This window comes from Alteribacillus bidgolensis, assembly GCF_002886255.1.
GTDB lineage: Bacteria > Bacillota > Bacilli > Bacillales > Marinococcaceae > Alteribacillus > Alteribacillus bidgolensis.
The window spans coordinates 3,468,379-3,492,039 of sequence record NZ_KZ614149.1; the positions used below are offsets into that span (position 1 = coordinate 3,468,379).

At 38.6% G+C, this 23,661-nt stretch carries 25 protein-coding genes and 1 pseudogene; 18 read left to right on the plus strand and 8 right to left on the minus strand.

Translation table 11 applies throughout. The features are described 5' to 3' along the window. Positions 1 to 162 precede the first annotated feature (162 nt). The gene (locus CEF16_RS17200) at positions 163 to 744 is read left to right on the plus strand and encodes a protein-L-isoaspartate(D-aspartate) O-methyltransferase (protein WP_091587790.1); all 582 of its coding nucleotides are present in this window, start codon (positions 163 to 165) and stop codon (positions 742 to 744) included. A 433-nt stretch (positions 745 to 1,177) separates the two neighbouring features. Then, entirely contained in the window at positions 1,178 to 2,644 is a 1,467-nt protein-coding gene (locus CEF16_RS17205; protein WP_170032034.1) for an ATP-binding protein, read from the plus strand. Positions 2,645 to 2,824: 180 nt separating this feature from the next. On the opposite strand, the gene CEF16_RS17210 is transcribed toward CEF16_RS17205, so the two are convergent. Continuing rightward, positions 2,825 to 3,169: a DUF2512 family protein gene (locus tag CEF16_RS17210; RefSeq protein ID WP_302847086.1), complete on the minus strand. Its 345-nt coding sequence runs from the start codon at positions 3,167 to 3,169 to the stop codon at positions 2,825 to 2,827. Between the two features lie 708 nt (positions 3,170 to 3,877). Here CEF16_RS17210 and CEF16_RS17215 point away from each other — a divergent pair. Continuing rightward, a complete protein-coding gene (locus CEF16_RS17215; RefSeq protein ID WP_091587785.1) occupies positions 3,878 to 5,221 on the plus strand; it encodes a 5'-deoxyadenosine deaminase in 1,344 nt (447 codons plus the stop codon). Positions 5,222 to 5,575: 354 nt separating this feature from the next. Here the strand turns inward: CEF16_RS17215 and CEF16_RS17225 are convergent, their stop codons facing one another. Continuing rightward, on the minus strand, positions 5,576 to 6,106 hold the full coding sequence (locus CEF16_RS17225) for a chromate transporter (RefSeq protein WP_091587781.1): 531 nt from the start codon (positions 6,104 to 6,106) through the stop codon (positions 5,576 to 5,578). A 104-nt stretch (positions 6,107 to 6,210) separates the two neighbouring features. After that, positions 6,211 to 6,771, minus strand: a complete 561-nt coding sequence (locus tag CEF16_RS17230) for a chromate transporter (RefSeq protein WP_342750487.1) — start codon at positions 6,769 to 6,771, stop codon at positions 6,211 to 6,213. Between the two features lie 445 nt (positions 6,772 to 7,216). Here CEF16_RS17230 and CEF16_RS17240 point away from each other — a divergent pair. Together CEF16_RS17240 and CEF16_RS17245 are read left to right on the plus strand one after the other, a co-directional pair. Beyond that, positions 7,217 to 7,396 (plus strand): annotated as a pseudogene (locus CEF16_RS17240) (aldehyde dehydrogenase family protein); the annotation flags it as partial. A gap of 76 nt (positions 7,397 to 7,472) precedes the next feature. Further along, on the plus strand, positions 7,473 to 7,793 hold the full coding sequence (locus tag CEF16_RS17245; RefSeq protein WP_245917909.1) for a SpoIIAA family protein: 321 nt from the start codon (positions 7,473 to 7,475) through the stop codon (positions 7,791 to 7,793). 63 nt (positions 7,794 to 7,856) lie between these two features. Here CEF16_RS17245 and CEF16_RS17250 read toward each other — a convergent pair whose 3' ends face one another. The 3 genes from CEF16_RS17250 to CEF16_RS17260 form a co-directional block, all read right to left on the minus strand. Continuing rightward, positions 7,857 to 8,597: a MerR family transcriptional regulator gene (locus CEF16_RS17250; protein WP_091587777.1), complete on the minus strand. Its 741-nt coding sequence runs from the start codon at positions 8,595 to 8,597 to the stop codon at positions 7,857 to 7,859. Positions 8,598 to 8,731: 134 nt separating this feature from the next. Then, entirely contained in the window at positions 8,732 to 9,142 is a 411-nt protein-coding gene (locus CEF16_RS17255) for a DUF3021 domain-containing protein (protein WP_091587775.1), read from the minus strand. After that, positions 9,139 to 9,597 carry a LytTR family DNA-binding domain-containing protein gene (locus CEF16_RS17260; protein ID WP_091587774.1) on the minus strand — a complete coding sequence of 153 codons (459 nt, stop codon included), beginning with the start codon at positions 9,595 to 9,597 and terminating at the stop codon, positions 9,139 to 9,141. Before CEF16_RS17260 ends, CEF16_RS17255 begins: the two co-directional genes overlap by 4 nt. Positions 9,598 to 9,818: 221 nt before the next feature. Between CEF16_RS17260 and CEF16_RS17265 the strand changes: the two genes are divergently transcribed. From CEF16_RS17265 to CEF16_RS17305, 9 genes are all read left to right on the plus strand, one after another. Next, positions 9,819 to 10,178 (plus strand): PadR family transcriptional regulator, encoded by a 360-nt coding sequence (locus CEF16_RS17265; RefSeq protein WP_091587772.1) that lies wholly within the window; start codon positions 9,819 to 9,821, stop codon positions 10,176 to 10,178. Positions 10,179 to 10,228: 50 nt separating this feature from the next. Continuing rightward, positions 10,229 to 10,822, plus strand: coding sequence for a permease prefix domain 1-containing protein (locus CEF16_RS17270; protein ID WP_245917910.1), 594 nt, complete (start codon positions 10,229 to 10,231; stop codon positions 10,820 to 10,822). A gap of 428 nt (positions 10,823 to 11,250) precedes the next feature. Further along, a complete protein-coding gene (gene rfbA / locus CEF16_RS17275) occupies positions 11,251 to 12,177 on the plus strand; it encodes a glucose-1-phosphate thymidylyltransferase RfbA (RefSeq protein ID WP_091587770.1) in 927 nt (308 codons plus the stop codon). Continuing rightward, the gene (gene rfbB, locus CEF16_RS17280) at positions 12,177 to 13,214 is read left to right on the plus strand and encodes a dTDP-glucose 4,6-dehydratase (RefSeq protein WP_175488388.1); all 1,038 of its coding nucleotides are present in this window, start codon (positions 12,177 to 12,179) and stop codon (positions 13,212 to 13,214) included. Before rfbA ends, rfbB begins: the two co-directional genes overlap by 1 nt. Then, entirely contained in the window at positions 13,201 to 14,187 is a 987-nt protein-coding gene (locus tag CEF16_RS17285) for a glycosyltransferase family 2 protein (RefSeq protein WP_091587768.1), read from the plus strand. The genes rfbB and CEF16_RS17285 overlap by 14 nt, the downstream gene beginning before the upstream one ends. Positions 14,188 to 14,206: 19 nt before the next feature. Beyond that, entirely contained in the window at positions 14,207 to 14,878 is a 672-nt protein-coding gene (locus CEF16_RS17290) for a GNAT family N-acetyltransferase (protein ID WP_091587767.1), read from the plus strand. 21 nt (positions 14,879 to 14,899) lie between these two features. Beyond that, complete coding sequence (locus tag CEF16_RS17295) at positions 14,900 to 15,265, plus strand: EamA family transporter (RefSeq protein WP_091587765.1); 366 nt, start codon at positions 14,900 to 14,902, stop codon at positions 15,263 to 15,265. Positions 15,266 to 15,357: 92 nt separating this feature from the next. Then, entirely contained in the window at positions 15,358 to 16,488 is a 1,131-nt protein-coding gene (rffA, locus tag CEF16_RS17300) for a dTDP-4-amino-4,6-dideoxygalactose transaminase (RefSeq protein WP_091587763.1), read from the plus strand. Then, positions 16,482 to 18,197 (plus strand): DUF6044 family protein, encoded by a 1,716-nt coding sequence (locus tag CEF16_RS17305; RefSeq protein WP_091587762.1) that lies wholly within the window; start codon positions 16,482 to 16,484, stop codon positions 18,195 to 18,197. The genes rffA and CEF16_RS17305 overlap by 7 nt, the downstream gene beginning before the upstream one ends. Before the next feature lie 50 nt (positions 18,198 to 18,247). Here CEF16_RS17305 and CEF16_RS17310 read toward each other — a convergent pair whose 3' ends face one another. After that, the gene (locus tag CEF16_RS17310; protein ID WP_170032039.1) at positions 18,248 to 19,084 is read right to left on the minus strand and encodes an alpha/beta fold hydrolase; all 837 of its coding nucleotides are present in this window, start codon (positions 19,082 to 19,084) and stop codon (positions 18,248 to 18,250) included. Between the two features lie 163 nt (positions 19,085 to 19,247). Here CEF16_RS17310 and CEF16_RS17315 point away from each other — a divergent pair, with 163 nt between their 5' ends. The 4 genes from CEF16_RS17315 (at position 19,248) to CEF16_RS17330 (ending at position 23,176) form a co-directional block, all read left to right on the plus strand. Next, complete coding sequence (locus tag CEF16_RS17315; protein ID WP_091587759.1) at positions 19,248 to 19,895, plus strand: futalosine hydrolase; 648 nt, start codon at positions 19,248 to 19,250, stop codon at positions 19,893 to 19,895. Then, positions 19,896 to 20,732 carry a 1,4-dihydroxy-6-naphtoate synthase gene (locus CEF16_RS17320; RefSeq protein WP_091587757.1) on the plus strand — a complete coding sequence of 279 codons (837 nt, stop codon included), beginning with the start codon at positions 19,896 to 19,898 and terminating at the stop codon, positions 20,730 to 20,732. It abuts the gene before it with no gap. 167 nt (positions 20,733 to 20,899) lie between these two features. Beyond that, the gene (locus CEF16_RS17325) at positions 20,900 to 21,964 is read left to right on the plus strand and encodes an ATP-grasp domain-containing protein (protein WP_091587755.1); all 1,065 of its coding nucleotides are present in this window, start codon (positions 20,900 to 20,902) and stop codon (positions 21,962 to 21,964) included. A 111-nt stretch (positions 21,965 to 22,075) separates the two neighbouring features. Next, the gene (locus CEF16_RS17330) at positions 22,076 to 23,176 is read left to right on the plus strand and encodes a M20 family metallopeptidase (protein ID WP_091587753.1); all 1,101 of its coding nucleotides are present in this window, start codon (positions 22,076 to 22,078) and stop codon (positions 23,174 to 23,176) included. Between the two features lie 140 nt (positions 23,177 to 23,316). On the opposite strand, the gene CEF16_RS17335 is transcribed toward CEF16_RS17330, so the two are convergent. Further along, positions 23,317 to 23,496: a YjzC family protein gene (locus CEF16_RS17335; RefSeq protein ID WP_091587751.1), complete on the minus strand. Its 180-nt coding sequence runs from the start codon at positions 23,494 to 23,496 to the stop codon at positions 23,317 to 23,319. Positions 23,497 to 23,661 lie beyond the last annotated feature (165 nt).

Sequence of the window (23,661 nt, forward strand, 5' to 3'; positions counted from 1 at the left end):
GTACACATTTTCACTAGTACTTTAGGAATGTTTAACTTTGTTAAAGGATTAAAGTATAAGCAAAACTACGACTTCCGCTATTTGGACTCGGCAGCAAGCAGTATTCTAATAGTGTTCACGGGTATAAAGTCATAAAACTTCGAGTCATTTGGAGGGGATTTCTTGAAAAACCAAGAACAGGAGATTATTAAATATTTTCGAAAAATGGACCGAAGCTTTTATATGGATAAAGACAAAGATATGGCACATATGGATCAAGCAGTAGCTATTGGTCATGGTCAAACGATTTCCCAGCCTTCCCTCGTATTAGAAATGACGTTAACCTTAAATATTCAACCTGATTCAAAAGTGTTAGAAATTGGAACAGGATCTGGTTTTCAAACGGATTTACTAGCTTCCTTTTCAAAGTCTGTATTTACAGTAGAGCGTATTACACCTTTACACTTTCGGGCAAAAGAGAAATTAAGAGAAGCGGGTTTATCTAATATTTCTTTTAAACTCGGAGATGGTAGTCAAGGGTGGGAAGAGAATGCGCCATATGACAGGATTATGGTTACTGCGGCCGCAGCCGACGTCCCTTCCGAATTAGTATCTCAAATGGCAGCAGGCGGCAAAATGGTAATACCAGTTGGAACCGAATGGGAACAAAAGCTATTGCTAATAGAAAAAGATGAACAGGGAGAAACCTGCCCCACTTTTATAAAAAACGTAATGTTTGTGAGCTTGAAAAGGGATAGTAATTAGGTTGAAAGGTGAGTTTGGCCTGAAAATTTTTATGGAAGTCCCCCTTTTAAAGACATTGAACACAGAATGATAAAATGTATTGATCAAGCAAGTTAATTATAGAAAACTCGTATGACTTCGGCATAGTGCCGGAGTCATATTAGTTTTCTAATACATAAGGAAAGTTTGCTAACTTTATACATGTCTTCCTAAGCCATGGAAAATGTGAGAAGATGAAAGAATTCACGTGAAATATTTAAATAGTATTTGTTTGAAGAAAGGAAACAAAATGAAAGATTTTAGTACATATATTAAAGAGTCTCACTTGAATTGCAGGAATCTCTTTAACATGAACCCAGAAGAAACTCCATCTTTAAAGACTTTTTTAACGAAGGAAGAGCTCTTATCGAGGCAGCAACTGTATTCTAAAGTTCTTAAGGAAGCTAAGCATTTTATGAGAAAGCTTATCCAAAATGTAAATGGGGTTCCTATATTAGTGGTTACCACGGATGATGAAGGGTATTTATTGGATATTTATGGTGATCAAACGATAAAAGGAATGGTAGATAAATTAGGTATTACTGTCGGTGCAAGTTTTAATGAGAAAGATGCAGGTACAAATGCAGTATCACTGGCCTTAAAACATGGTGAACCGGTAGAAGTGATAGGAGATGATCATTTTCATTACTGCTTATCAGAAACAGCTTGCTATTCCGCTCCATTTTCTTATGCTGAGGATGGGATGCTTGCAGGTACCATTTCTATTATGTCGACAATCGAGCATGCAAGTCCATTTCACCTTGGAATGCTTATATCTGTCGTAGATACCATTGAAAGAGAAATTCAATTACAGCAAAAAAATCACAAGCTTGATTTATTAAATCAGTTTATCATTAGTTCTACTCCTTTAGGGGTAGTCATGACGGAGAAAGATGGCAGCTTTTTAGAATTTAATGCAGGAGCAGAAGAAATCACAGGAGTTCATAAAGATCAAATATTAGCAGGAGAGACAGAGCGGATTAAAGAAGTTTTTGAATATATCACCTACGTGCTTGAATCAGGCAGCAAAGTGGAAAATGTAGAGATCACTTTTCCTGTAAACCAATCAAACCGACAAAAGTTATGTCTTCTAGATGTTTTCCCACTTTATGACGAAGACCAAATGATAGGTACGTTTGCTCAGTTTCGAGATTTAACATCGTATCACGAATTGCAGCAGCAAGTGATTCAATCAGAAAAATTATCAGCTATAGGGAAATTAGGTACGGGATTAGCTCATGAAATAAGAAATCCGCTCACTTCTATTATCGGTCTTACACAGCTTCTTAAAGAAAATAACAATCAAAATAAATATCTCGAAGTTATCACAGCCGAATTAGAAAGAATGAAAAGCTTAGTGAACCAATTTGTTTCATTAGGAAAACCTGTCAAAGTAAATCGGGAAAATTGTGATGTGTGTGAACTGGTTCATAACACCGTTGAATTGATGACAAGCGATGCACGTCTTCATAACTGTAAAATTTATTTTGAATCTTGTGTTTCTTATTGCAACCTAAAAATAGATGAATCCCAAATGAAGCAAGTACTTATTAATTTTATTAAAAATGCCTTTGAAGCAATGCCGGATGGCGGGAGAATAGACATTAAACTGTATTCTAACCCTGAACAAAATAAATTTCATATCGATATCTCGGATGAAGGAGAAGGGATGACGCAAGAGGAAATTGAACACATAGGAACACCATTTTTTACTACAAAACAAAGTGGACTTGGTATGGGGCTGCCAGTCTGTTTTGATATTATCAAATCCCACCAAGGTAAAATTGAAATAGATTCTAAAAAAGGTTACGGAACCACTATTCAAGTGATTCTTCCCATTAACCATTTAAAAGAGATAGATGTATTGGAGAAAAGTTTCTAGTGTTTCAGGCAAGGAAAATATTTCAATATACTGGTAAGCACAATTAGGAAGAGTGGATTCGTTGCAGCAAGTAATTCGTTTTGCTTTGTTTGCGTATACTGCAACGATATCCTTCACTCCTCCTCTCTTAGTCAATATAAAACTAACTAACGTTGCGTTTTAGTGTTGTTATGAAGGAGGTTATGACGGATACGGGTTGTACATGTCCGGTAACACGACGCGGTTCATATACTTGTGAAAGCCCCATTCCCCGGATGCTATTATGACAGCAGAAATGAACGCTAATCCAAAAGGCACGCCGGCTCCAAATACAGGAATGGCTGCCAGCCAAACCATTAACAGAACAACTCCAAAATCGCTCAGTGTAGCAATGGTATTGTTGGTCATTTTTAAAATGAAAAGATCACCTGCTATATAAGACACTGCAATGACTAATAAAGATAGAATGATAGTGTTCCAAATAGAGTAAGTGCTGATTCCGCTGAATATGATTAGAAGAACAACGGCAACCATAGGAATTTTTATGCCTAGTGCTTACACGTGTATCATCTCATTCCACCTCCTAATGAAAAAATTTACCTTTTCTTATTCTTTTCAAACCTTTGATTTCTTCCGATAAAACAAGAGCGGCGTGAAAGGGGAAGATGAATGAGCGGCGTTTATTACAGTATTATATCTTTGTTGTTAGGCCTGTCACTAACCGTTATAGCAGGTGTATTCCTTTACGCCGTTCGTGTAGAAGTTCCAGAGGGAGAATGGAGGAAACTATACAACGCCATTAGCATATTTATTGTGTTATTAATATTATTCATAACCATGTTTTATCTTTTTTCTAGTTCCTAAATATCCCACAATGTGCTCTTTTCATTTAATCAAACGTTTGATTAACGACCGGATGTTAATGGCCTTGCCAGATATGGACACAGGCTGCAACTCTCTGCGCCGCCAAAAAAATGTTAGAATATATATAACGAACATTCTGATAATTAATCTAGGTCTCTTGTATAATAATAATTACAATGAGAAAAGTTAACATACCTGTTATATGACTGATTGTTTCTTTTTATACTTGTACTTGCGGCAAACCAAGTTTTTCTACAAGAACGGCAGCTTTTATCTTTGCTAGGCGAAGATCGAAAGAACCGGAGAAGTGACAGTAGTCTGTCTATGGCTATGCATTTCTTCGGTTTTTTTTTAATATCAAAAAATGTTGAGAAAGGGAGAGGGAAAAAGATGGACCGAATTCTTATCCAAAATGCCGAAATAATAACGATGAATGAAGAATGTGACATCGTATATGGAGATTTACTTATAGAAGGAAATAAAATTTCAAAAATAGGAAAGAACTTATCGGATCACTTTACTGCCGAAACAGAAATTATTCATGCAGATGGGAAAACCGTTTTGCCTGGATTTGTGCAAACCCACATTCATTTGTGTCAAACCTTATTTCGAGGTCAGGCCGATGACATGGAACTGCTGGATTGGTTAAAAAAGAAACTGTGGCCGCTAGAAGCTGCTCATGATAAAGAATCTCTCTATTATTCAGCTATGCTGGGACTTGGAGAATTAATTCAAGGTGGAACGACAACGATTATGGATATGGAAACGGTAAATCATACAGATTCTGCCTTTGAAGCGATGGCTCAATCGGGAATAAGGGCTTTATCAGGAAAAGTAATGATGGACCTCGGAGATGATCTTCCGCCTGCCCTATTAGAAAAAACAGAGGATTCGATCTCTCAAAGTGTCGACCTTTTGAAAAAATGGCATGGGCATGATAATGGCCGTATTCAATATGTGTTCTGTCCCCGTTTTGTCGTTTCATGTACAGAAGAATTGTTAAAGCAAGTCCGTGACTTATCACAGAAATATAATGTGTTCGTTCACACACATGCTTCAGAAAACCGTGAAGAGGTTAGGATTGTGGAAGAACGGCATGGAATGAGAAACGTCGAGTATTTGGACCATATCGGATTGGCTAATGAACGTTTGGTACTTGCACATTGTATTTGGCTGAATGAAAGAGAAAAACAAATAATAAATGACCGTAAAGTGAAGATGACCCATTGTCCTGGCTCTAACTTAAAGCTGGCCTCTGGAATTGCAGACGTCTATGAATTATCGCAAAACGGTTCATCTATTAGTCTGGGGGCAGACGGTGCGCCTTGCAACAATAACTTAAACATGTTTAATGAAATGCGCCTTGCTGCATTACTCCCTAAACCGTATCACGGCTCCACTTCTATGCCAGCTGGGGAAGTCTTAAAAATGGCTACAATCGGAGGGGCAAAAGCAGTAGGTTTAGAAGAAGAAATCGGCAGTATTGAAGAAGGGAAGAAAGCTGATCTATTTCTACTTAATTTAAGAGATTTTCATAGTTTTCCATCAGAAACGGTAGACCCGATTTCAAGAGTTGTATACTCTGCTTCTTCTCACGATGTGGAAACCACAATCATTGATGGCCGCGTGGTGATGAAAGATAGACAATTAAAAACGATTAATAAAGAAAACACGCTGCTGCAATCAAATGTATCCATTAAACGATTGGTTTCACAGCTTTCTAGAACTGTTTAAAAAAGGTCATCCTTGAGTTATTGGCGAGTAAAGTGTATTGTTGGCGAGTAAAAAGATGTTTTTGGATAGTATTTGGCTAAGAACGGCGAGTAAATCATCAAATTTGGATAGTATTGTAATTAATTGGAAATTACCCTGCGCCAGATGCACACGATAGTGAAGATCTTTTGCTGAAATCGCGATCGCTCTTTTCCGAGCGAAAAAGTCAGCTCTCTCCTGTACAAGCCGCGTTGTCACAGGACGTACTTCCACAGACGTAGTAACTTCTGCGTTGCGAACTCGTCGACAAAAACGGCACGCCCTGAGCGTCAACGTGTGCATATTTAGATTATATCAGGTCGCTTGCGCTTTTCTTTATGATAAAAAAATAACTCCATAAACGAGAGCAAGCAATATGACAATAGCTGGGTGTATTTTACTTTTCTCGAATAATAGAAAGCTTCCTCCGCCTAATATGACAGTGTGGAAGACTCCCGCTTCTGCCAATCCATTGTTGAAAAATTGGTAGGCGAGTACACCGAGCAGAACGGCTATTGCCGGGCGAATGAAAATTGTCATTTGTTTTACTCGAGGGGAATCTTTAAATTTAATTAATATCCCTAAAAGCAGGATCATTGCAATCAAGGAAGGGGCTACGGTGGCAAATATTGCAATCGCAGCTCCCGGCAGACCTGCTGTTTCATATCCGATATAACCAGCCATTTTTGTGGCAATAGGTCCTGGTAATGTGTTGCCTAAAGCAAGAATTTCTCCAAATTGCTCGACACTCACCATCTCATATCTATTTACTACCTCATGTTCAATTAACGGTATAGAAGCTGGCCCGCCGCCGTATCCGACGATACCAGGAATAAAAAATGCCATGAAAATTTCCCAATAAATCATCTTGAAGGTACCTCCAATTTCTTTATCCTTTAAGAAAGTTAAACTTTGTTAAAGGGTCAAACTACGGTGCTTCCACCATTTGGACTCGGCGGTAATCCAAGCCTCTAAGAAGTAGTGTTAGGTTTCTTCCGGTAAGAAAACCCAATAATCAAAAGAATAACAATGAAAAATGCAGGGTGAATATTTAACAATTCTAAAATGATAATACTGATTAAAGTGAGAATAATTACGAATAGCCAACTCGATCTCTGCTTTGTGCTTTTTAGGGTGTTATAGGTTAAAGTTAGTAACATAACACCTACCACAGGTGCTATAGCTTGAGTCATTCCTTCAATAAAGGGAGAGGAACGAAAGGTCATAAGAATGCCGACAAGGGTAATCATTAGTATGACTGTCGGAATTACTGAGGCAACGATCGCATTAAAGACACCCATCATACCTCCGATCCGATATCCAATATATCCGGCCATTTTAGTGAAAATAGGCCCTGGAAGTGTGTTGCCGATTGCTAAAATGTCATAAAACTCTTCGTCTGTAATCCATTCAAAATTTTCTACAACTTCTTTGTGAACAAGAGGAATGGAAGCAGGGCCCCCGCCATAACCGAGCATGCCTGCTCGAAAAAATGCTATGAAAATATGTTTGTGTAAGGACCAATTCATCATATATCTCCTCCCATAAAATTTAAACTGCGTATGAAGCTCCTAAGAGAGAGTATCTTCATTTTGTGAGCTTTTGTAAATGATTGTAAACAAACTTTTCCTTCATGAATCGTGTTTATAATGCGGCAAGGGAAGGTATGATTTTCATATAAGCTCTGTTTATGTTTAGCGAACATGATTCTTTTCCGTTTAAGACACTGCCTTTTTTATAAGTGACAAGCCAAGTTTTTCTAACGTTTAGATGAAACTGTTTTGACGCGGTTGTACATTTTGCTGCATTGGTAAGTGGTATTCCATTGGATAATGCTAACTCCATTATAGCTATTAATGTAAATTGTCCTCCATTTATGCCTACTCAGACACGAAACATATTACTAGTATACTTCAAATCGGGGGAGTATGGAGAAAGGTCAGACGAGATACTATAAAGGTGGCAAGCCGAATATAAGCAGGGGCGACAATGATCAACACCGCTGCTGTTCAGGGATTAGATGTACGGCTGCCATTTGGAGGAGTAAAACAGTCAGGCATAGGCCGTGAATATGGTACAGCAGGGATGCTTGCCTATGTTTGGACCCATGTTATTAATGTCCCTAAAAATAGCGATTTACCATATATTCCAGAATAACAAGATCAGCCTTTAACGTTAGATGAAGGAGGGATTCCATTGTTAATAATTCATCCTAGCCCAGATGCTTCAACAGTTGCTAGTCGAATTTGAGGGAAAAACCACGCAAGAAGACGCCAGGGCACTAGATAATCATGTGGAAACTCATTTTAAAGATAACGAACCATTCAATGTTATTGCTGTCATGCATGATATAGATGGTACAACCCTTAAGGGAGTCATAGAAGGTGTGAAATTTGATACAAAACGCTGGAATCAGCTTAATAAATTTGCTGTAGTGAGTGAAAAAAAGACAGTGGAAACATCAGCGGAATTAGGTGATTTATTGCCAGGCATTAAATCAAAGCACTTTAATAAAGATGAATTAGAAGAAGCTTGGAATTGGCTAAAAAAGTAATTATGCAACAAAAAGTGCTGGGCAGTCCAAAAGGTTATTTCTTCCCTTATGGACTGCCGTTCTTTATTGTTGGCTATTATCAGCATATACTGCCATTGCATCCCGCATAAATAAGGCCAGACCTTCCCCGAATTGATCAATATTTTTTGTGAATCGTTTGTCATCCACGTACAACTGGCCTAAGCCTTTGAAAGCTTCAAGCGAGTAATCTCCAATAGTATTCAACCATTCAAACCACTTATGAATAGCAGATTGAGCTTCTTGTGAAGAGGGAGACTGATGGCGCAGGTCTGCTAAATTTCTATAAATGAAACTCATTTCTTCTTCCAGATTTTTTTGTTCCTCTTTAGACATGTTTCTTATTTTGTTATTAGAATGATCAACTGCTCTATCTCCCCAGCGTTCCCGAGCTTCTTGCTCATACGGATTGTGACTGAAATTAAATCCTTCGAACTTTTCTTTATTAGACATTCTAATTTCTCCTTTTGAATGTTGGATCATTTTCTCTATCAATTCAAGCATTTTACTTATTCTGCAGCTTTTTTCTAATAGTGTTTTTCGGTGCAGTTCCAGCGCTTCTTGACGATCAAAATCAGGACTGTGTATAATTTCTTTTATTTTTTTCAAAGGAAAACCAAGTTCTTTATAAAACAAGATTTGCTGCAGTACTTCCAGATCATCCTCAAAATACAGGCGGTGGCCCGAAGCATTTGTTTTTTCTGGTTTAAACAATCCGATTTCATCGTAATGATGAAGGGTTCTTACGCTGATACCTACTAGGTCTGCAAGTTCTTTTATCTTCATGGCGGTTGTTTATCCCTCCTTCCCCTTTAACTATAAAGTGTCACGTAACGAGAGAGTCAATAATTAAGAAAATAAAATTTTGAGTATGAAGGGGGGCACAAATGGAGTATTCAAGTTTTAAAGCAACATTGATATTAAATATTTTCTAAATCTTGGTTCAATTTTTTGGCTATATTTTTAAAATAAAAATAAAAGCTCAACCAAATAATTGCATAGGTGGTTAGAAACATTCCAGAGAAGAAGAGTATGCTCTTAAGGTGTAATGGAATCCATCCTATCCAAAAAGATAAACTGAAATAAAGAATGGTAACCGTCATGAAATGCAGCGCTGTCTGCTGCGAAAGGCGAAGGTTTTTCAATTCAAAATAAAGTGGGGAGACGGTAAAAAACCAGCCGCAGAAAATAGAACCAAGGGAATTTTTAAGAAATGTCTCTCCATCTAATAATTCTTGTCCTCCAAAGTATACGGCGCAATTAGTTATCGCCACTGCAAGGAATGCGCCGAAAAAAATACCAATCATGCTTCTAAACAAAAAGGTTTTCATTTATTTATCCTCCTGTTCATTTTTAAAGCTGCTTTAATGGATTGTACATAATGTCTGGAAACATATTCTTTTACCCCCGACTTGAAATACACACAAAGTGTGCCGTTAAACGATGACTCGAAACGTTTTAATTCATGTAAATTAGCAATAACCGATTTTGAAAGACGAATAAATTGGCTTGCAGGAAGAATCTGTTCGAGTTCAAAGAGTTTTTCTTTCACTTTAAAATCACCTTCTGAAGTAATAGCAAGAACAGCTTCCCCTTTAGTATGAAAGTAGTGGATATCTGCCGGTTTTAAAATGTGCTGCATGCTTCCGTTTCTGCCAATGATGAATTCCGTCTTTTTTCCTTTCAAAAAATCAAGAATTTCTTTAATGGAGTCATCCATTTCTTTACAGTGAATGGTCACTGTTGTTTCTTCATGAGCACTATCGATATCTAAAGACACTCTCATTTCCCACGCCTCCCATCTTATATTTATCTATGAACTCATTGTATTCGTTATCCATTTGAATGTCGTTAAAATATCGATAATAAGCTGAATTTCCAGAGTTACTTGCACGTTTTTGCTGCTCAGATACAGGTCATAGCTAAGTGAGCTTTTATTATTTTATAAATATTACATTGACACAAACAGTAATGTGGCATAACATGTATTTAAAGAGGTGAGGATTAATGAGCAGTAAAATTTCGACTGATCTTATTAGAGGTCATACGGTGACAATTATTCTAAACATACTTAGCCAAGGAGATAGCTATGGTTATGAAATATATAAGCGCATCATTGAATTAAGCGGCAGCCAATATGAATTAAAAGAAGCAACTTTATATACCGCATTTCGGCGTCTTCAGAAAGAGGGCTATATCCTTTCTTATTGGGGGGATGAAACGCAAGGAGGAAGACGGAAATATTATCGAATTACCGATGAAGGCAGGGAACGCTTAAAGCAAAGTATTAAGGAATGGAACTTTGCAAAAGAGATACTCGATAAGTTGATTAAAGGAGTGATAGATTATGACACAGAACAAAAATAAAATAGATCGAAAAATTCTAAAATATATAGATGATCTTTTTTCTGGGGTCGGTGACAGTCAGGAACTTCGAACTGAAAGAAGAACTGTTTACAAACATAAAAGAAAAAATATCGGATTATAAATTACAAGGGATGGAAGAAGAAGAGGCATATAAGGAAGCGGTTATTTCGATGGGAGATTTAAGCGGACTGGTCGATGATATGAGGAGGATAGGGCAGGATAAAGCGAAATCTTCTGTCTATACAACAATGACAGCACGTATTGCAACTGCTGGAATCATTGCTGGTGTACTGCTGATTCTGTTTGGATTATTAACGTCTGCTATGCTTTACTTCATGAATCTGCCTGGAGTAAGTGTAACTGGGCCTGCAGTGTTCATCGTTGCAGGAGGGGCATTATTAACCTATAGTGTTCTGACAAAAGAAACCGCTAAAAGATATGTAATGAATAAAATTCGTGCTTCGCTCTATTCGTTAGCGATTGGGTTGATTTTATTTGGAATATATACAGCAATGGCAGCAGGAACAGCAACCGGCGAGCTATTTATAGCAATTGGCGCGTTTATGTTTTTCTTTTTAAGCGGGACTGGACTATATTTAGGTCTCCTTTTTACCGGTAGAAACAGGAGAAAAGAATTATATTAAATATTGTTTGTAACAGCAAGGACGGAAAATATTCCGTTCTTTTTTTTGTACCTTAGAAAGTTTAACTTTGCTAAAGGAATAAAGGATAAGAACCATTAAACTTGACGGCAAGCCAAGTTTTTCTCATAGATTACCAGATAACACAATGCGGTCAATAGCAAATTATGCAAAATACTCTGACAATAATGAGCTATTTTGAAAAAATCTCAAAAATAATGAGCCGACATCATCTTGACACAATTCTAATTTTAAATTGGTGATAGCTTCAAAATTAAAAAAAGGCGTAAATATAGGGATTACGCTTTGTTGTTATCTGATAAACAAGCTTTTTTTCGTTTTTAATTGAACAGAATAGGGCATGTTTTCGATCAAATGAAAAGGGAAATAAACAAGTAAGGAATATTTTCGAATATAAGGAGGTTTCCACAATGAAAGGAATTATTCTTGCTGGTGGGAGCGGCTCGAGATTATATCCAATGACAAAAAGCATATCGAAACAAATGCTTCCAGTCTACGATAAACCTATGATTTACTATCCATTATCTGTGTTAATGTTATCTGGAATTAAAGATATTTTAATTATCTCCACTCCAAAAGATACGCCGAGATTTCAGGAATTGCTTGGAGATGGCAGTCAATTTGGCATTTCACTTTCATATAAAGTGCAGTCTTCTCCGGATGGGCTGGCACAAGCATTTACGATTGGAGAATCTTTTGTTGGGAATGATGATGTTGCCCTTATTCTTGGTGACAACATCTTTTACGGCCAAGGTTTTACACCGCTTCTCCAAAAAGCAGCGAAAAGACAGTCAGGTGCAACTGTTTTCGGCTACCGGGTCAGTAATCCGCAAAGATACGGTGTTGTAGCATTTGATAATCATCAGCGTGCTAAGTCTATTGAAGAGAAACCAAAAAATCCAAAATCGGAATTTGCAGTGACTGGTCTTTATTTTTATGACAATAAAGTGCTTGATATTGCGAAAGAAACACGTCCTTCTTCTCGTGGAGAACTAGAAATCACCGATATTAATAAAGCTTATTTAGAAGCAGATGAGCTGAATGTTGAGCTCTTAGGCCGCGGGTTCGCATGGCTTGATACTGGTACGCCGGAAGCTTTATTTGATGCTTCACAGTTTATCGAAACCGTAGAAAAACGACAAGGATTTAAAGTAGCATGCCTTGAAGAAATTGCATTTTACATGAACTATGTCACACGTGATGAATTACTTCAAAGAATAGCCTCTATGAAAAACAATGATTACAAAAAATACTTGCTCCGCGTGGTAGACAGGGCACAAGGCTCTGAAAACTGGTACGAAACAAATCAAGACCACCGATTGGAATTGATGAAATAATGAAAAACGTGCAAACTATTCTCGTAACAGGTGGAGCAGGATTTATAGGACTAAATTTTATTTCCTATTTTGCTTATAAATATCCTAATATTACAATTATTAATCTTGATAAATTAACGTATGCTGCTGATACGGCAGAACTGAAAAACGTAAGGGAACTGCCGAATCATATATTCATCGAAGGAGATATATGTGATCGGCAGCTAGTGGAACGATTATTCAAAGAGCATGACATTCAAGGCGTTATCCATTTTGCTGCCGAATCCCACGTGGACCGGTCCATTGACGGTCCAGAGGCCTTTATTCAAACAAATATTAACGGGACTTTTACCTTGCTTGATGTTGCAAAAAATCATTGGATGACAAGAGCGGGAGAGGTTCGTTCTGGTTATGAATCGGCTCGTTTTCATCATATTTCTACCGATGAAGTGTACGGATCGCTAGGTAAAACCGGGTTGTTTAGTGAACACTCTCCTTATGCTCCAAACAGTCCGTACAGTGCCAGCAAAGCAAGCTCTGATATGCTTGTCCGCAGCTATTTTCACACTTACGGTATGAATGTTGTAACTACTCAATGTTCAAACAATTACGGGCCAAAGCAGCATAGTGAAAAGCTGATACCAACTATTATCAGGAAAGCCTTGCAGCTAGAACCTATTCCAATTTATGGGGATGGTCAAAACATTAGAGACTGGTTGTATGTCTTGGACCACTGTAAAGGCATTGATCTTGTGTTTCAAGAAGGACGAAAAGGAGAAACATATAACATTGGCGGAAACAATGAACGAACCAACCTGTATATCGCCAAGAAAATCTGTAAGCATCTCGATAGTCTCGCACCGAAGGCAAAGAGAAATGCAAAAATGGAAAGTTATGAAGACCTGATTACTTTTGTAGAGGATCGGCCCGGCCATGACCGCAGATATGCAGTTGATGCAAGCAAAATTGAAAACGAGCTCGGCTGGCAGGCTGAGGAAAATTTCGAGTCGGGAATATTAAAAACAGTGGAGTGGTATGTCAATCATGCAAAATACTAATCCGCACATTTCAGTCGTAACCCCCGTATACGGATGCGGTGATTGTTTAATTCAACTATACAATCGTTTAAAAGACACTCTTGAACAAATATCACCTCATTTTGAAATCATAATGGTAGAAGACAACAGTCCAGACCAATCATGGGATGTTATTCAGCAATTGACAAACAAAGATAACCGCGTCAAGGGAGTCCGTTTAGCTAGAAATTTTGGACAGCATGTTGCAATAACGGCTGGGCTTGATCAGGCTGTTGGAGATTGGGTAGTCGTCATGGACTGTGATCTCCAGGACCAGCCAGAAGAAATCATCACATTATATGAAAAAGTTCAAGAAGGCTTTGAAGTGGTATTTGCTAGAAGACATATTCGTCATGATAATCTATTTAAAAAGGGAAGCTCTAAGCTGTTTTACAAGGTCTATGATTATTTTACAGAGAATAAAACAGATCCTGCTATTGCAAACTTCAGTATTTCTTCTCGTAAAGTAATAAAAAACTTTCAGCAATTACGAGAGCAGAATCGTAATTTTCCGTTGTTTATTCAATGGATGGGTTTCGATACTGCAGCAGTAAATGTGGAGCATAAAGAGAGAGCATACGGATCCTCCTCTTATAGTTTATCGAAACTTATTAATCTAGCTATTGAAGGCATTGTAGCACAGTCCAACAAACCGCTGCGTTTATCTATAAAATTTGGGTTTTTACTATCATTTGGGGCCGTTTTGTACGGTCTATATTTAATGTATCAATACTTTTTTATGTTTCAGCCTGTTCCAGGGTGGACCAGTATGATGGTTTCCATTTATTTTATTGGAGGATTGATTTTTGCCAACTTAGGAGTGCTTGGTCTTTACATGGGGAAGGTATTTAATGAAGTAAAGAACAGGCCGCTGTATATTGTGCAAGAATCGATTGGTTTTGAAGAAAACAATGTAAATAAGACAATGAACCATAGAGTGAAAAGAAGTAAATGACCGAAAGGATGCTATATAGATGAGACAAGAAATTATTCGCGAAACACCATGGGATAAACCCGCTTTAAAGCTCGACACTTATGAATTGCTAGAGTATTCGGAAGAAGCGTTGCAAAAAAGTGACCATTTAAAAGGGCATTTTACCATTAAAGTAGACCCATTAGAGTCAAAACAACTTCTTCATACGTATGGTTTTTATTATACCGATACACTGCTGACTCCGGTGTGCAAAAAAGAACGTTTCACTCCGTTTGTGGATAAGAAATTAACTTTATTATCAGATGTGAAAAGAGAGGAAATTATAGCGATCTCAAAAGGTGCCTACGACCACGGACGCTTTCATCGTGATTTTAAATTAGAAAAAAGCGGAGCTGATCAACGCTATGATAATTGGTTAAATCAGTTATACGATGAAGGGAATGTGTGGGGCCTGCTTTATGAAGACGAGCTCGCAGGCTTCTTCGCTTTTTCGGAAAATCAAGTACTGCTGCAAGCCTTTAAACCTGAATATCAAGGCAGGGGTTTAGCAAAATATTTTTGGAGCCGGGCCGTTCGTTCTTTATTTGAAGAAGGACATGTCGAAATTAAAACGTCCATTTCTGCTGCAAACCTTGCAATGGTAAATCTGACTGCCTCTTTAGGGTTTAAATTTGCAGACGCGGTCGATGTTTATCATAAATTAAATCAGTAAGGTGCAGAGAGGGTTTTTAGATTGGGTTATTTATATATATTTGGCACGATATTTTTCACTGTCTATGGACAAATCATGCTAAAATGGCGGATTTCTAAGTACAGCGGTCTGCCTGATGGGCTTCAGGAAAAGGTTTTTTTTCTCCTGAAGCTCTTATTTGACCCGCTCATTCTTTCGGGGTTTCTTTCCGCATTTGTAGCATCTCTCTTTTGGATGGCCGCCATGACTAAGTTTGATCTTAGTTATGCTTATCCGTTTATGAGTTTATCGTTTATGCTTGTCTTTTTATTATCTATTTTTCTATTCCATGAAGCGGTTACTGCCCACAAAATGATAGGTCTTTTCCTCATCATTGCGGGGATTATTGTAACCAGCCAGTCTGCCTGAGTGAATCGCATTCGGTTCATTCATTATTTTTTGTTTTAACAGGATCTTGGCTGTAAGTGGGCAATTTCGTTTTATAAGGAGGGTAACAAACATTGATTCCTTTTAACAAACCACCAATAACCGGGTATGAACAGCAATATATAGACCAGGCAATCAACAACGGCAAACTCGCTGGCGATGGCAGCTTTACAAAGTCTTGCAATCAATGGATCGAGCAGCGATTTAATTGTCCAAAAGCCTTTTTAACTCCATCCTGTACGCATGCCCTTGAAATGGCAGCTCTGCTTGCTGGCATAGGTCCCGGAGATGAAGTAATTATGCCTTCCTATACCTTTGTGTCGACTGCAAATGCGTTTGTACTTCGGGGAGCTGTTATCGTTTTTGTAGACATACGTCCGGACACGATGAATATAGATGAACGTCTAATTGAAGAAGCTGTAACCTCTAAAACCAAAGCGATTGTCCCAGTTCATTATGCTGGTGTCGCTTGTGAGATGGATGAGATTTTAGCGATAGCGAAAAAGCATAATCTAACGGTCATTGAAGATGCAGCTCAAGGGGTAATGAGTACGTATAAGGGCCAGGCACTCGGAACGATCGGAGACCTTGGCTGCTACAGCTTTCATGAAACTAAAAATTACACGAGCGGGGAAGGCGGTGCTCTTCTCGTTAACAACAAACAATGGCAAGAGCGCGCAGAAATTATTAGAGAAAAGGGAACAAACCGTTCGCAGTTTTTCCGCGGCCAGGTGGATAAATACACTTGGGTGGACGCTGGTTCTTCTTATTTACCAAGTGAATTGAATGCGGCCTTTTTATATACGCAATTGGAACTAGCGGAAACCATTAATAACGAAAGACTAAAGGCATGGCATAAATATTATGAGGAATTGGCTCCTTTAGCTGAAAAGGGAAGAGCAGAACTGCCGCATATTCCCACTAATTGTGTACACAATGCCCACATGTTTTATTTAAAAACGAAAGATCTAGAAGATAGAACAGCACTTATTGATTGGTTAAAACAACATGACATTATGAGTGCTTTTCACTATGTACCACTGCATTCCTCTAAAGCCGGGAAGCGTTTTGGACGCTTTTATGGAAACGACCGGTTTACGACACGTGAGAGTGACCGGCTGGTACGACTGCCGATGTATTATGGCCTTTCGGAAGAAAAAGTGAAGTATATAGCGGAAACAGTTAGGAGCTTCTATGCATGTTAAAGGAACGCATACTTCTTATTATCGGATGTATAGGTTTATTGGTGTATTTATCACCACTTGTTATTCTTGGGGAAGGCTCTCACGTACGAATTCATGATAACCTTGACTCTAATCTCATATGGTACAAAACGCTGGTGGAAAGCGGAAAAATATTTGCAGAAAATGACGCACAGATACCGAATATGATGAATGGTCTGCCGCGTGTTTCCTTGGACTCGGAATGGAATGTATATGTATTATTGTTTTATTTGTTTGAGCCATTTACCGTTATTACTATAAATGCATTTCTTATGCGTTTTATTGCTTTCATTGGTATGTTCCTATTATTGAAAACACATATTTTCCGCAAGCAGGAAGTCAGCCCTGTTATCACTGTTGGCTCTGCTCTTGCGTTTTCTATTCTTCCGTTTTGGCCATTTGGAGCGTTAAGCATTGCCGGTATTCCGCTCGCCTTATACGCCTTTTTGAATATAAGAAACAGGGAACCTTCGTTTAAAGACTGGCTTATTATAGTGCTTATACCATTTTACTCCCTCTTAGTATTATCGTTTAGCTTCTTTCTTGGTTTAATGGGAGTACTGTGGCTTACTGATTGGATTAGAAAAAGAAACGTAAATTGGAAGATGTTTACGGCTTTATTATTGATGGGTTCCATCTATCTTTTGAAGCAATACAGACTGGTAACAGGTATGTTATTTGGACAAGGATTTACCCCGCATCGGGAAGAATTTTCCCGAGGTCATAAAAATTTCCCTGATACACTTGGACTGTTTTGGAAAAATTTTACCACGGCTCATACGCATTCTGAATCTTTACATCAACACGTAATTTTGTATGTTGCTGTGTTTGCCCTAGTACTCTTAATAGGCAGCTGGATTAGACAGCGGTGGAAAAAAGATCAGTACAGCTTAACATTTTCGCAAATGGAAAAATCACTTCCATTTCTCCTGTTTCTTATAGTTATCTTTTCCTTTTGGTACTCTCTTTGGTACTGGGAGGGAATGCGTGTATTAAAAGATGCCCATCAACTGTTTAATACGTTCAATTTTGGAAGAGTTCACTTACTCAATGCAGTTCTTTGGTATATTATTTTTGCAATTGCTTTAGCTATTATCAGTAGAAGAATAAAGTACAGCCAATGGCTGGTCCCTGTTCTGATTATCTGCCAATTAGCTGTGCTTGCCAATGAACACCATGAGTTAAAATATAGAAGTATCGATTACCCATCATTTGAAGAATTTTATTCAGAGGGTTTGTTTGATGACATCAAGGCTTATATTGGAGAAGAGCCAAGCGATTATCGTGTGGTTAGCGTTGGAATGCATCCAGCCATGGCTCAGTATAACGGGATGTATACGCTTGATATATATGCAACCATGTACCCGCTTTCGTATAAACATGAGTTTCGAAACTTGATATCAGGTGAACTAGAAAAAAATGAGGCGTTAAAAGATTACTACGATACGTGGGGCGGCCGAGTGTATGTTTATTTAGATGAAATTGGAGAAAATTATCTTCTTACTAAAGATAAAAATAAAAAAGTAGAGAATTTAGATTTTGGTACAGAAGCATTTAAAGAATTGGGCGGAGATTATATTCTTTCTGCGGCTGAATTAGAAAATGCAGAGGAAAATGATTTAGAGCTGCTCGAAATATTCGAAAAAAAGGATTCTCCTTGGCGCATTTTTTTATACGCACCAGCTTCATAACAAAGAAAACCTCCCGTTATCCAATGTTGGAACGGGAGGTTTTGTAGATGTTAACGGTCCCAGAGAAACGCAGCTATTTTTTTATCAACACCAGTATGTTCATGCAGCCCGGAGTGGGTTGCGTTGGTATCGTAAAAGGTTTCTTCTTGATAGTTAGCCCGAGGAACAATATCTTTTATTCCATAAGCACTGTTCCTTCTTACAAGTCCATCTGTGTCTTCATTATTAATGACACCGGCAATAGCAAGTACCGAAACATGCTCATCAAAATTGTCCTTTTTATAAACCATATTTTCTAATGCTGCAGAGCTTGGCTGTAAATCTACTGTAGCTGCTCCGGTATTAACGTCGAAATAACTTTTTTGATGTATGCCTTTAAATGGACTGCCTATAACGACAAGGCGCTTTACGGCTGGGTATTTGTTTTCTTCATTGTGCAAAATGTAATTAGCAGAAGTTAAACCTCCCATGGAATGGCCGATAAGGTTCACTTGTTTTATTTCATACGTTTCATGAAGAGAAGCCATAATACGCTGAAGCCATACTGTTTGATCGGCTAAACTGGCTCTGTTATGTTCAAACAGTATTTGGATAAAGGGATTATTGTCATTAGTAAGCTGTCCTTCTGCTTCCACCTCTCCATCAGCACTCACATGAAAAATCAATCCTCTTGAACCCCAGCCATTACGTTCAAATCGATGAAGCATGGTATTAAAAGAACCGGGGCCTCCCTTAAAACCATGAATAAACAAGGTTGGTGTGATATTAGTGGTGTCTTGAGACTTCGTTTGAGGCTCATCGAAAAACAGCAGTGTGCTGCAGAGAATAATAAGTACAGAGGTAATAAAGATAATTACTCTTTTATTCATTAATAGAATGTTGAACATGCTTGTTCCTCCTGCGATGATCTTACACAATTCTATCATATTTTTACACAATTTAAGTGAGACTTTTGCATGGATTAGTAGGTAAAGCTTTCATTTCTAATATTCAAGGAGATTCGTGATATGATAATGGTGGATCTAATAGAAGAAAAAGGAGTACAGGTACATGTCAGCAAGCAAGGTTTTAATTGTTACGGCTGTGGAAGCAGAGCATGAAGCAGTGCAGCGGGGCTTAGACCATCATTGTGGCTTTGATGTCATTGCAGGTGGTGTCGGTCTAGCTGAAGCAGCAGCAAGTACAGCAATTGCTCTTACAAAAGATTCATATACTGCAGTAGTAAGTGCAGGAATTGCAGGTGGTTTTCGAGCTCAAACAGAACTGGGATCCATTGTGGTGGCAAGTGAGATATGGGGAGCAGACTTGGGAGCAGAAACAAACGAAGGGTTTTATGATTTAGAAAAATTAAACTTAGGCTGCTCTCGTTATCAATGTGATCCGCTTCTTACAGACAAATTGTGTACGAGCATCGCCGAAAGAGGCCTGAAAGCTCAAACAGGGGCCATTTTAACCACTGCCGCTGTTACCGGTACAGCTAAAACAGCTGAAAATTTGGCTGTTCGTGTACCTGAGGCAAAGGCAGAAGCAATGGAAGGCTTTGGTGTTGCTGTTTCAGCCCAAAAGTTTGACGTGCCGGTCTTTGAAATTAGATCTATTTCAAACTTTGTTGGTCCAAGAGATAGAGATAATTGGAAAATAAAAGAGGCGCTTGCTGTGTTAGAGCAGGCAAGCAATGGTTTACAGGAGGTATTTTAAATGAATATAGCTTTTTCACCATGTCCAAACGATACTTTTGTGTTCCACGCATTGGTACATGGACTGATCGATAATGCTCCATCTTTTGATGTAACCTATGCAGATATTGATAAAACAAATTATTGGGCTTCTAAACAAGAAGGACCAGAAGTGATGAAAATATCTTTTGCAGCGCTGCCGTGGGTGCTCGATGATTATCGTCTTATCCCTTGCGGCGGAGCGTTAGGAAGAGGATGCGGCCCGCTTGTTTTAACAGCTGATAAAACAAACTCAGCTGCTGCTATTGGGGGGAAAGCGGTGGCAGTGCCGAGTGATCGTTCAACTGCTTACATACTTTTCCGCCTTTGGGTTGCTCAACATGTTCCTGAGGACGTTGGAGAAGTACGGGTTATGCCTTTTGATAAAATTATGCCTGCTGTTCAAAGCGGTGAAGTGGATGCTGGTTTAGTTATTCACGAGGCAAGGTTTACGTTTCAAAATTATGGACTTCATTTGCTGCAAGATCTCGGAGAATGGTGGGAGGAGGACACAGGTTTACCAATCCCTCTCGGCGCAATTATTGCAAAACGATCAGATTCTATAAATTATGCCAAACTTGCGGATTGGATCCGTGCTTCTGTTGAGTATGCGTGGGAGAATCCAGAAGCTTCACGTGAATATGTACTAGAACACGCACAAGAGATGTCTCCGGATGTTGCTCAATCTCATATCGATTTGTATGTTAATGAATTTACGAGAGATCTTGGCCAAGACGGTTATGCAGCTATTGAGTCCCTGCTTGGAAGGGCAGCAGAGAAAGGTTTAGTGCCGTCCTTTGATTTAGATGCATTAAAGTAAATAATATTTTAATGGCTCCTTTTTGCTGAGAAAGCAAGGGAGTCATTTTTCTTACACTAATTTTAAGGTTAATGTACCTATTTTTGGGTATACATACACTATCAGGGGAATGAAAGAGTGAAAGATTTAAGACGGGGTAATAAAACGAGGTTGGAGGTATGAAATCTATGAATATATTATTAACATCAGGTGCCAGACGTATAGATTTTATCGGTTTTTTTCAAGCAGCGTTAAAAGATGAGAATCTTCTAGGTAATGTCATAGTAGCGGATCCAGACAAAAATGCCCCCTCTCTTCAAGCGGCTGACCGGAGTTACGTTATCCCGCACCAAACAGATGAACGGTATATCGAAGCTATATTTTCTATTTGTAAAGAAAACAACGTTAACTGCCTGGTGCCTTTAAACGATTGGGAAGTACCAAAATTAGCGGATCATAAAAAAGAATTAGAAGCACTGGGGGTAGCGGTGTTTACTCCAAATCCAGATATCGTTCATAAAGTCCGAGATAAAGGCATGTATCATAAGCTGCTTGGCTCCTATGGAGTAAAAGCCCCGCATTCGTATTTCACAATAGAAGAAGCGAAAGAAGGCTTAGTAAATAAAGAGGTTATTTTTCCATTGATCGTCAAACCGCGCAATGGTTCTGCGTCGATGGGTATTGAGATTGTTCATAATGTAGAAGATATGGAATTTGCGTATAAGCTTGCTGTTCAAACGATTAAGGAAACGCCTTTAGACGATGCTACCTCTAAAATTCCGGAGGAGAATGTAATTATTCAGGATGTAATAGAAGGAGAAAAATTCAGTTTAGATATTTTTAATGATTTAAATGGACGGTTTCTCACCTCTTTAGCATTGAAACAATTAGAAATGCGCGGAGGAGATGTAGATAAGGCTGTATCGGTAAGAAGCAATGAATTGTTTCAAATAGGCAAGAAGATTGGTGAGAACTTGAAGCATGTTGGATATATTAATACTGATATTTTTTACGATGGCAAGGATTACTACGTTATTGATATTAATCCGCGCTTTGGAGGAAGCTATGCGCTCTCCCATGCTGCTGAAGCCAACATTCCTGCAGCTTATATTGCTCTAGCCCGCGGAAAAGAGTTAAAACAAGAGTGGTTAGAAGATGATGCTGACGTGGAACTTGCACGTAATGACACCGTGGTTAGAATTAATGAAGGAAAAGTGGAAGACGCTCTTAAAGAAAAGACTGAAGCCAAATAAAAAGTATTATGTTTATTTCTATAAACAGACGGTAAAAGTCTTATAGAATACGAGAGCAAGTATGTAAAGAGATCGCTCGTAATAGCAGTTGTTCTGTAAGGAGGATTACTCATGAGCGATACGGAAAAGCTTTTAAAAGATTTAATAAAAATTGACAGCTCTACAATGGAAGGGGCAAATCGGGCGGTCGCGTTCTGTGAGAACTGGTTAACAGAACGCGGCCTTCCTGTAAGAAAGCTAGAAAACAACGGATTTCACATGTTAGTGTCCGAAATAGGAAGCGGCGACAAAACGATTGTTTTAAATGGTCACGTCGACGTCGTCAAAGGAAAGGAAGAACAATTTTCTCCGTACATTAAAGAAAGAAAAATGTATGGACGCGGTTCTGCTGACATGAAAGCAGGTGTGGCAGCTATGATGGAAGCAGCAGCTCAAGCACAAAAGCACGAACTTCATTCTCGAATTCAACTGCAAATTGTTTCGGATGAAGAAACAGGCGGTCTAAACGGTACTAAGTTTTTAACAGAGCAAGGTTATTTAGGAGATTTTGTGATTTGCGGGGAACCGACAGAATTGGGGATTGGTGTACAATCTAAAGGAGTTCTGCAGCTTGACATTGAAACCAAAGGAAAACCAGCTCATGGAAGCAGGCCGTGGGAAGGTCAAAACGCAATTAAAAAGGCATATCAGCTGTATGAAGAAATTCTTAAACTTCCATTTGCTGCAGAAACCGAACCTCCTATGTACAATAATCCGTCGATCAACCTTGCAAAAATAGAGGGAGGGACGGTTTATAATAAAGTCCCGGAACACTGCAAAATGTCTATTGATATAAGGTATTTACCGAAACAATCGGTAGATGACATTATAAAACAGATTAAAGAAGCGGCAGATGCAAAAGTGGATGTCCATATCATTAACGATCCTGTAAAAACACAAGCAGACGACCCTTATGTTGAAGCGTTAGCTGCTTCTGTAAAAGAAAGGACGCAGTTAGAACGAGCAAATATTTTTGGCCAGCACGGCTCATCTGACGGTCAGTTTTTTACCAAATATAATAAGCCAGCGGTAGAGTTTGGGCCGTTTGGTCACAATTGGCATGGGGACAATGAATTAGTATATTTAGATACGGTCCATGCCTACCAAGATATTCTGCTGGATTTTGTTTTACAATTTTCCAAGGTAGAAGAGCGGGCAGTGCAAAATAAATAAGAGACGATAAAAAAAGGCTGATAGTACTTTGTGTAGTGCATATCAGCCTTTTTGTGATTTATTTCATGTACTTTAAATCCCCTCTTGGGCTTCCAAGAGGGGAGCGAGTGAAAGATGGGGGCACATATTAAGGGAATGATCTATGCCTTTACCCAATAAGCTGCTTCATTTTCAGACGGGGAAGGAGGGAACTGATCTCCTTCATTCACTTCAATGGTGGTGTTGTCCTGGTTGGCATTGTTTCCATTTACAAGCTTATCTACTTTGTAAGTGCCGCTTTCTGGAGCCTTTTCTCCTGTTTTAAATTGATTGTTTGCCATAATAAAGCACCTCCGTATATTATTAATTATTTAACGATCATCTTAGGGGTTGGTGTTATGCAAGGTGGAGCCGGTTTAATGTCCAGCTTATATCTTCTCTGTTCAGCTTCCATTTTGCAGTGATTTCACCTTCTGAAAAGGGTATAAGCTAATGGGAAAATTCCC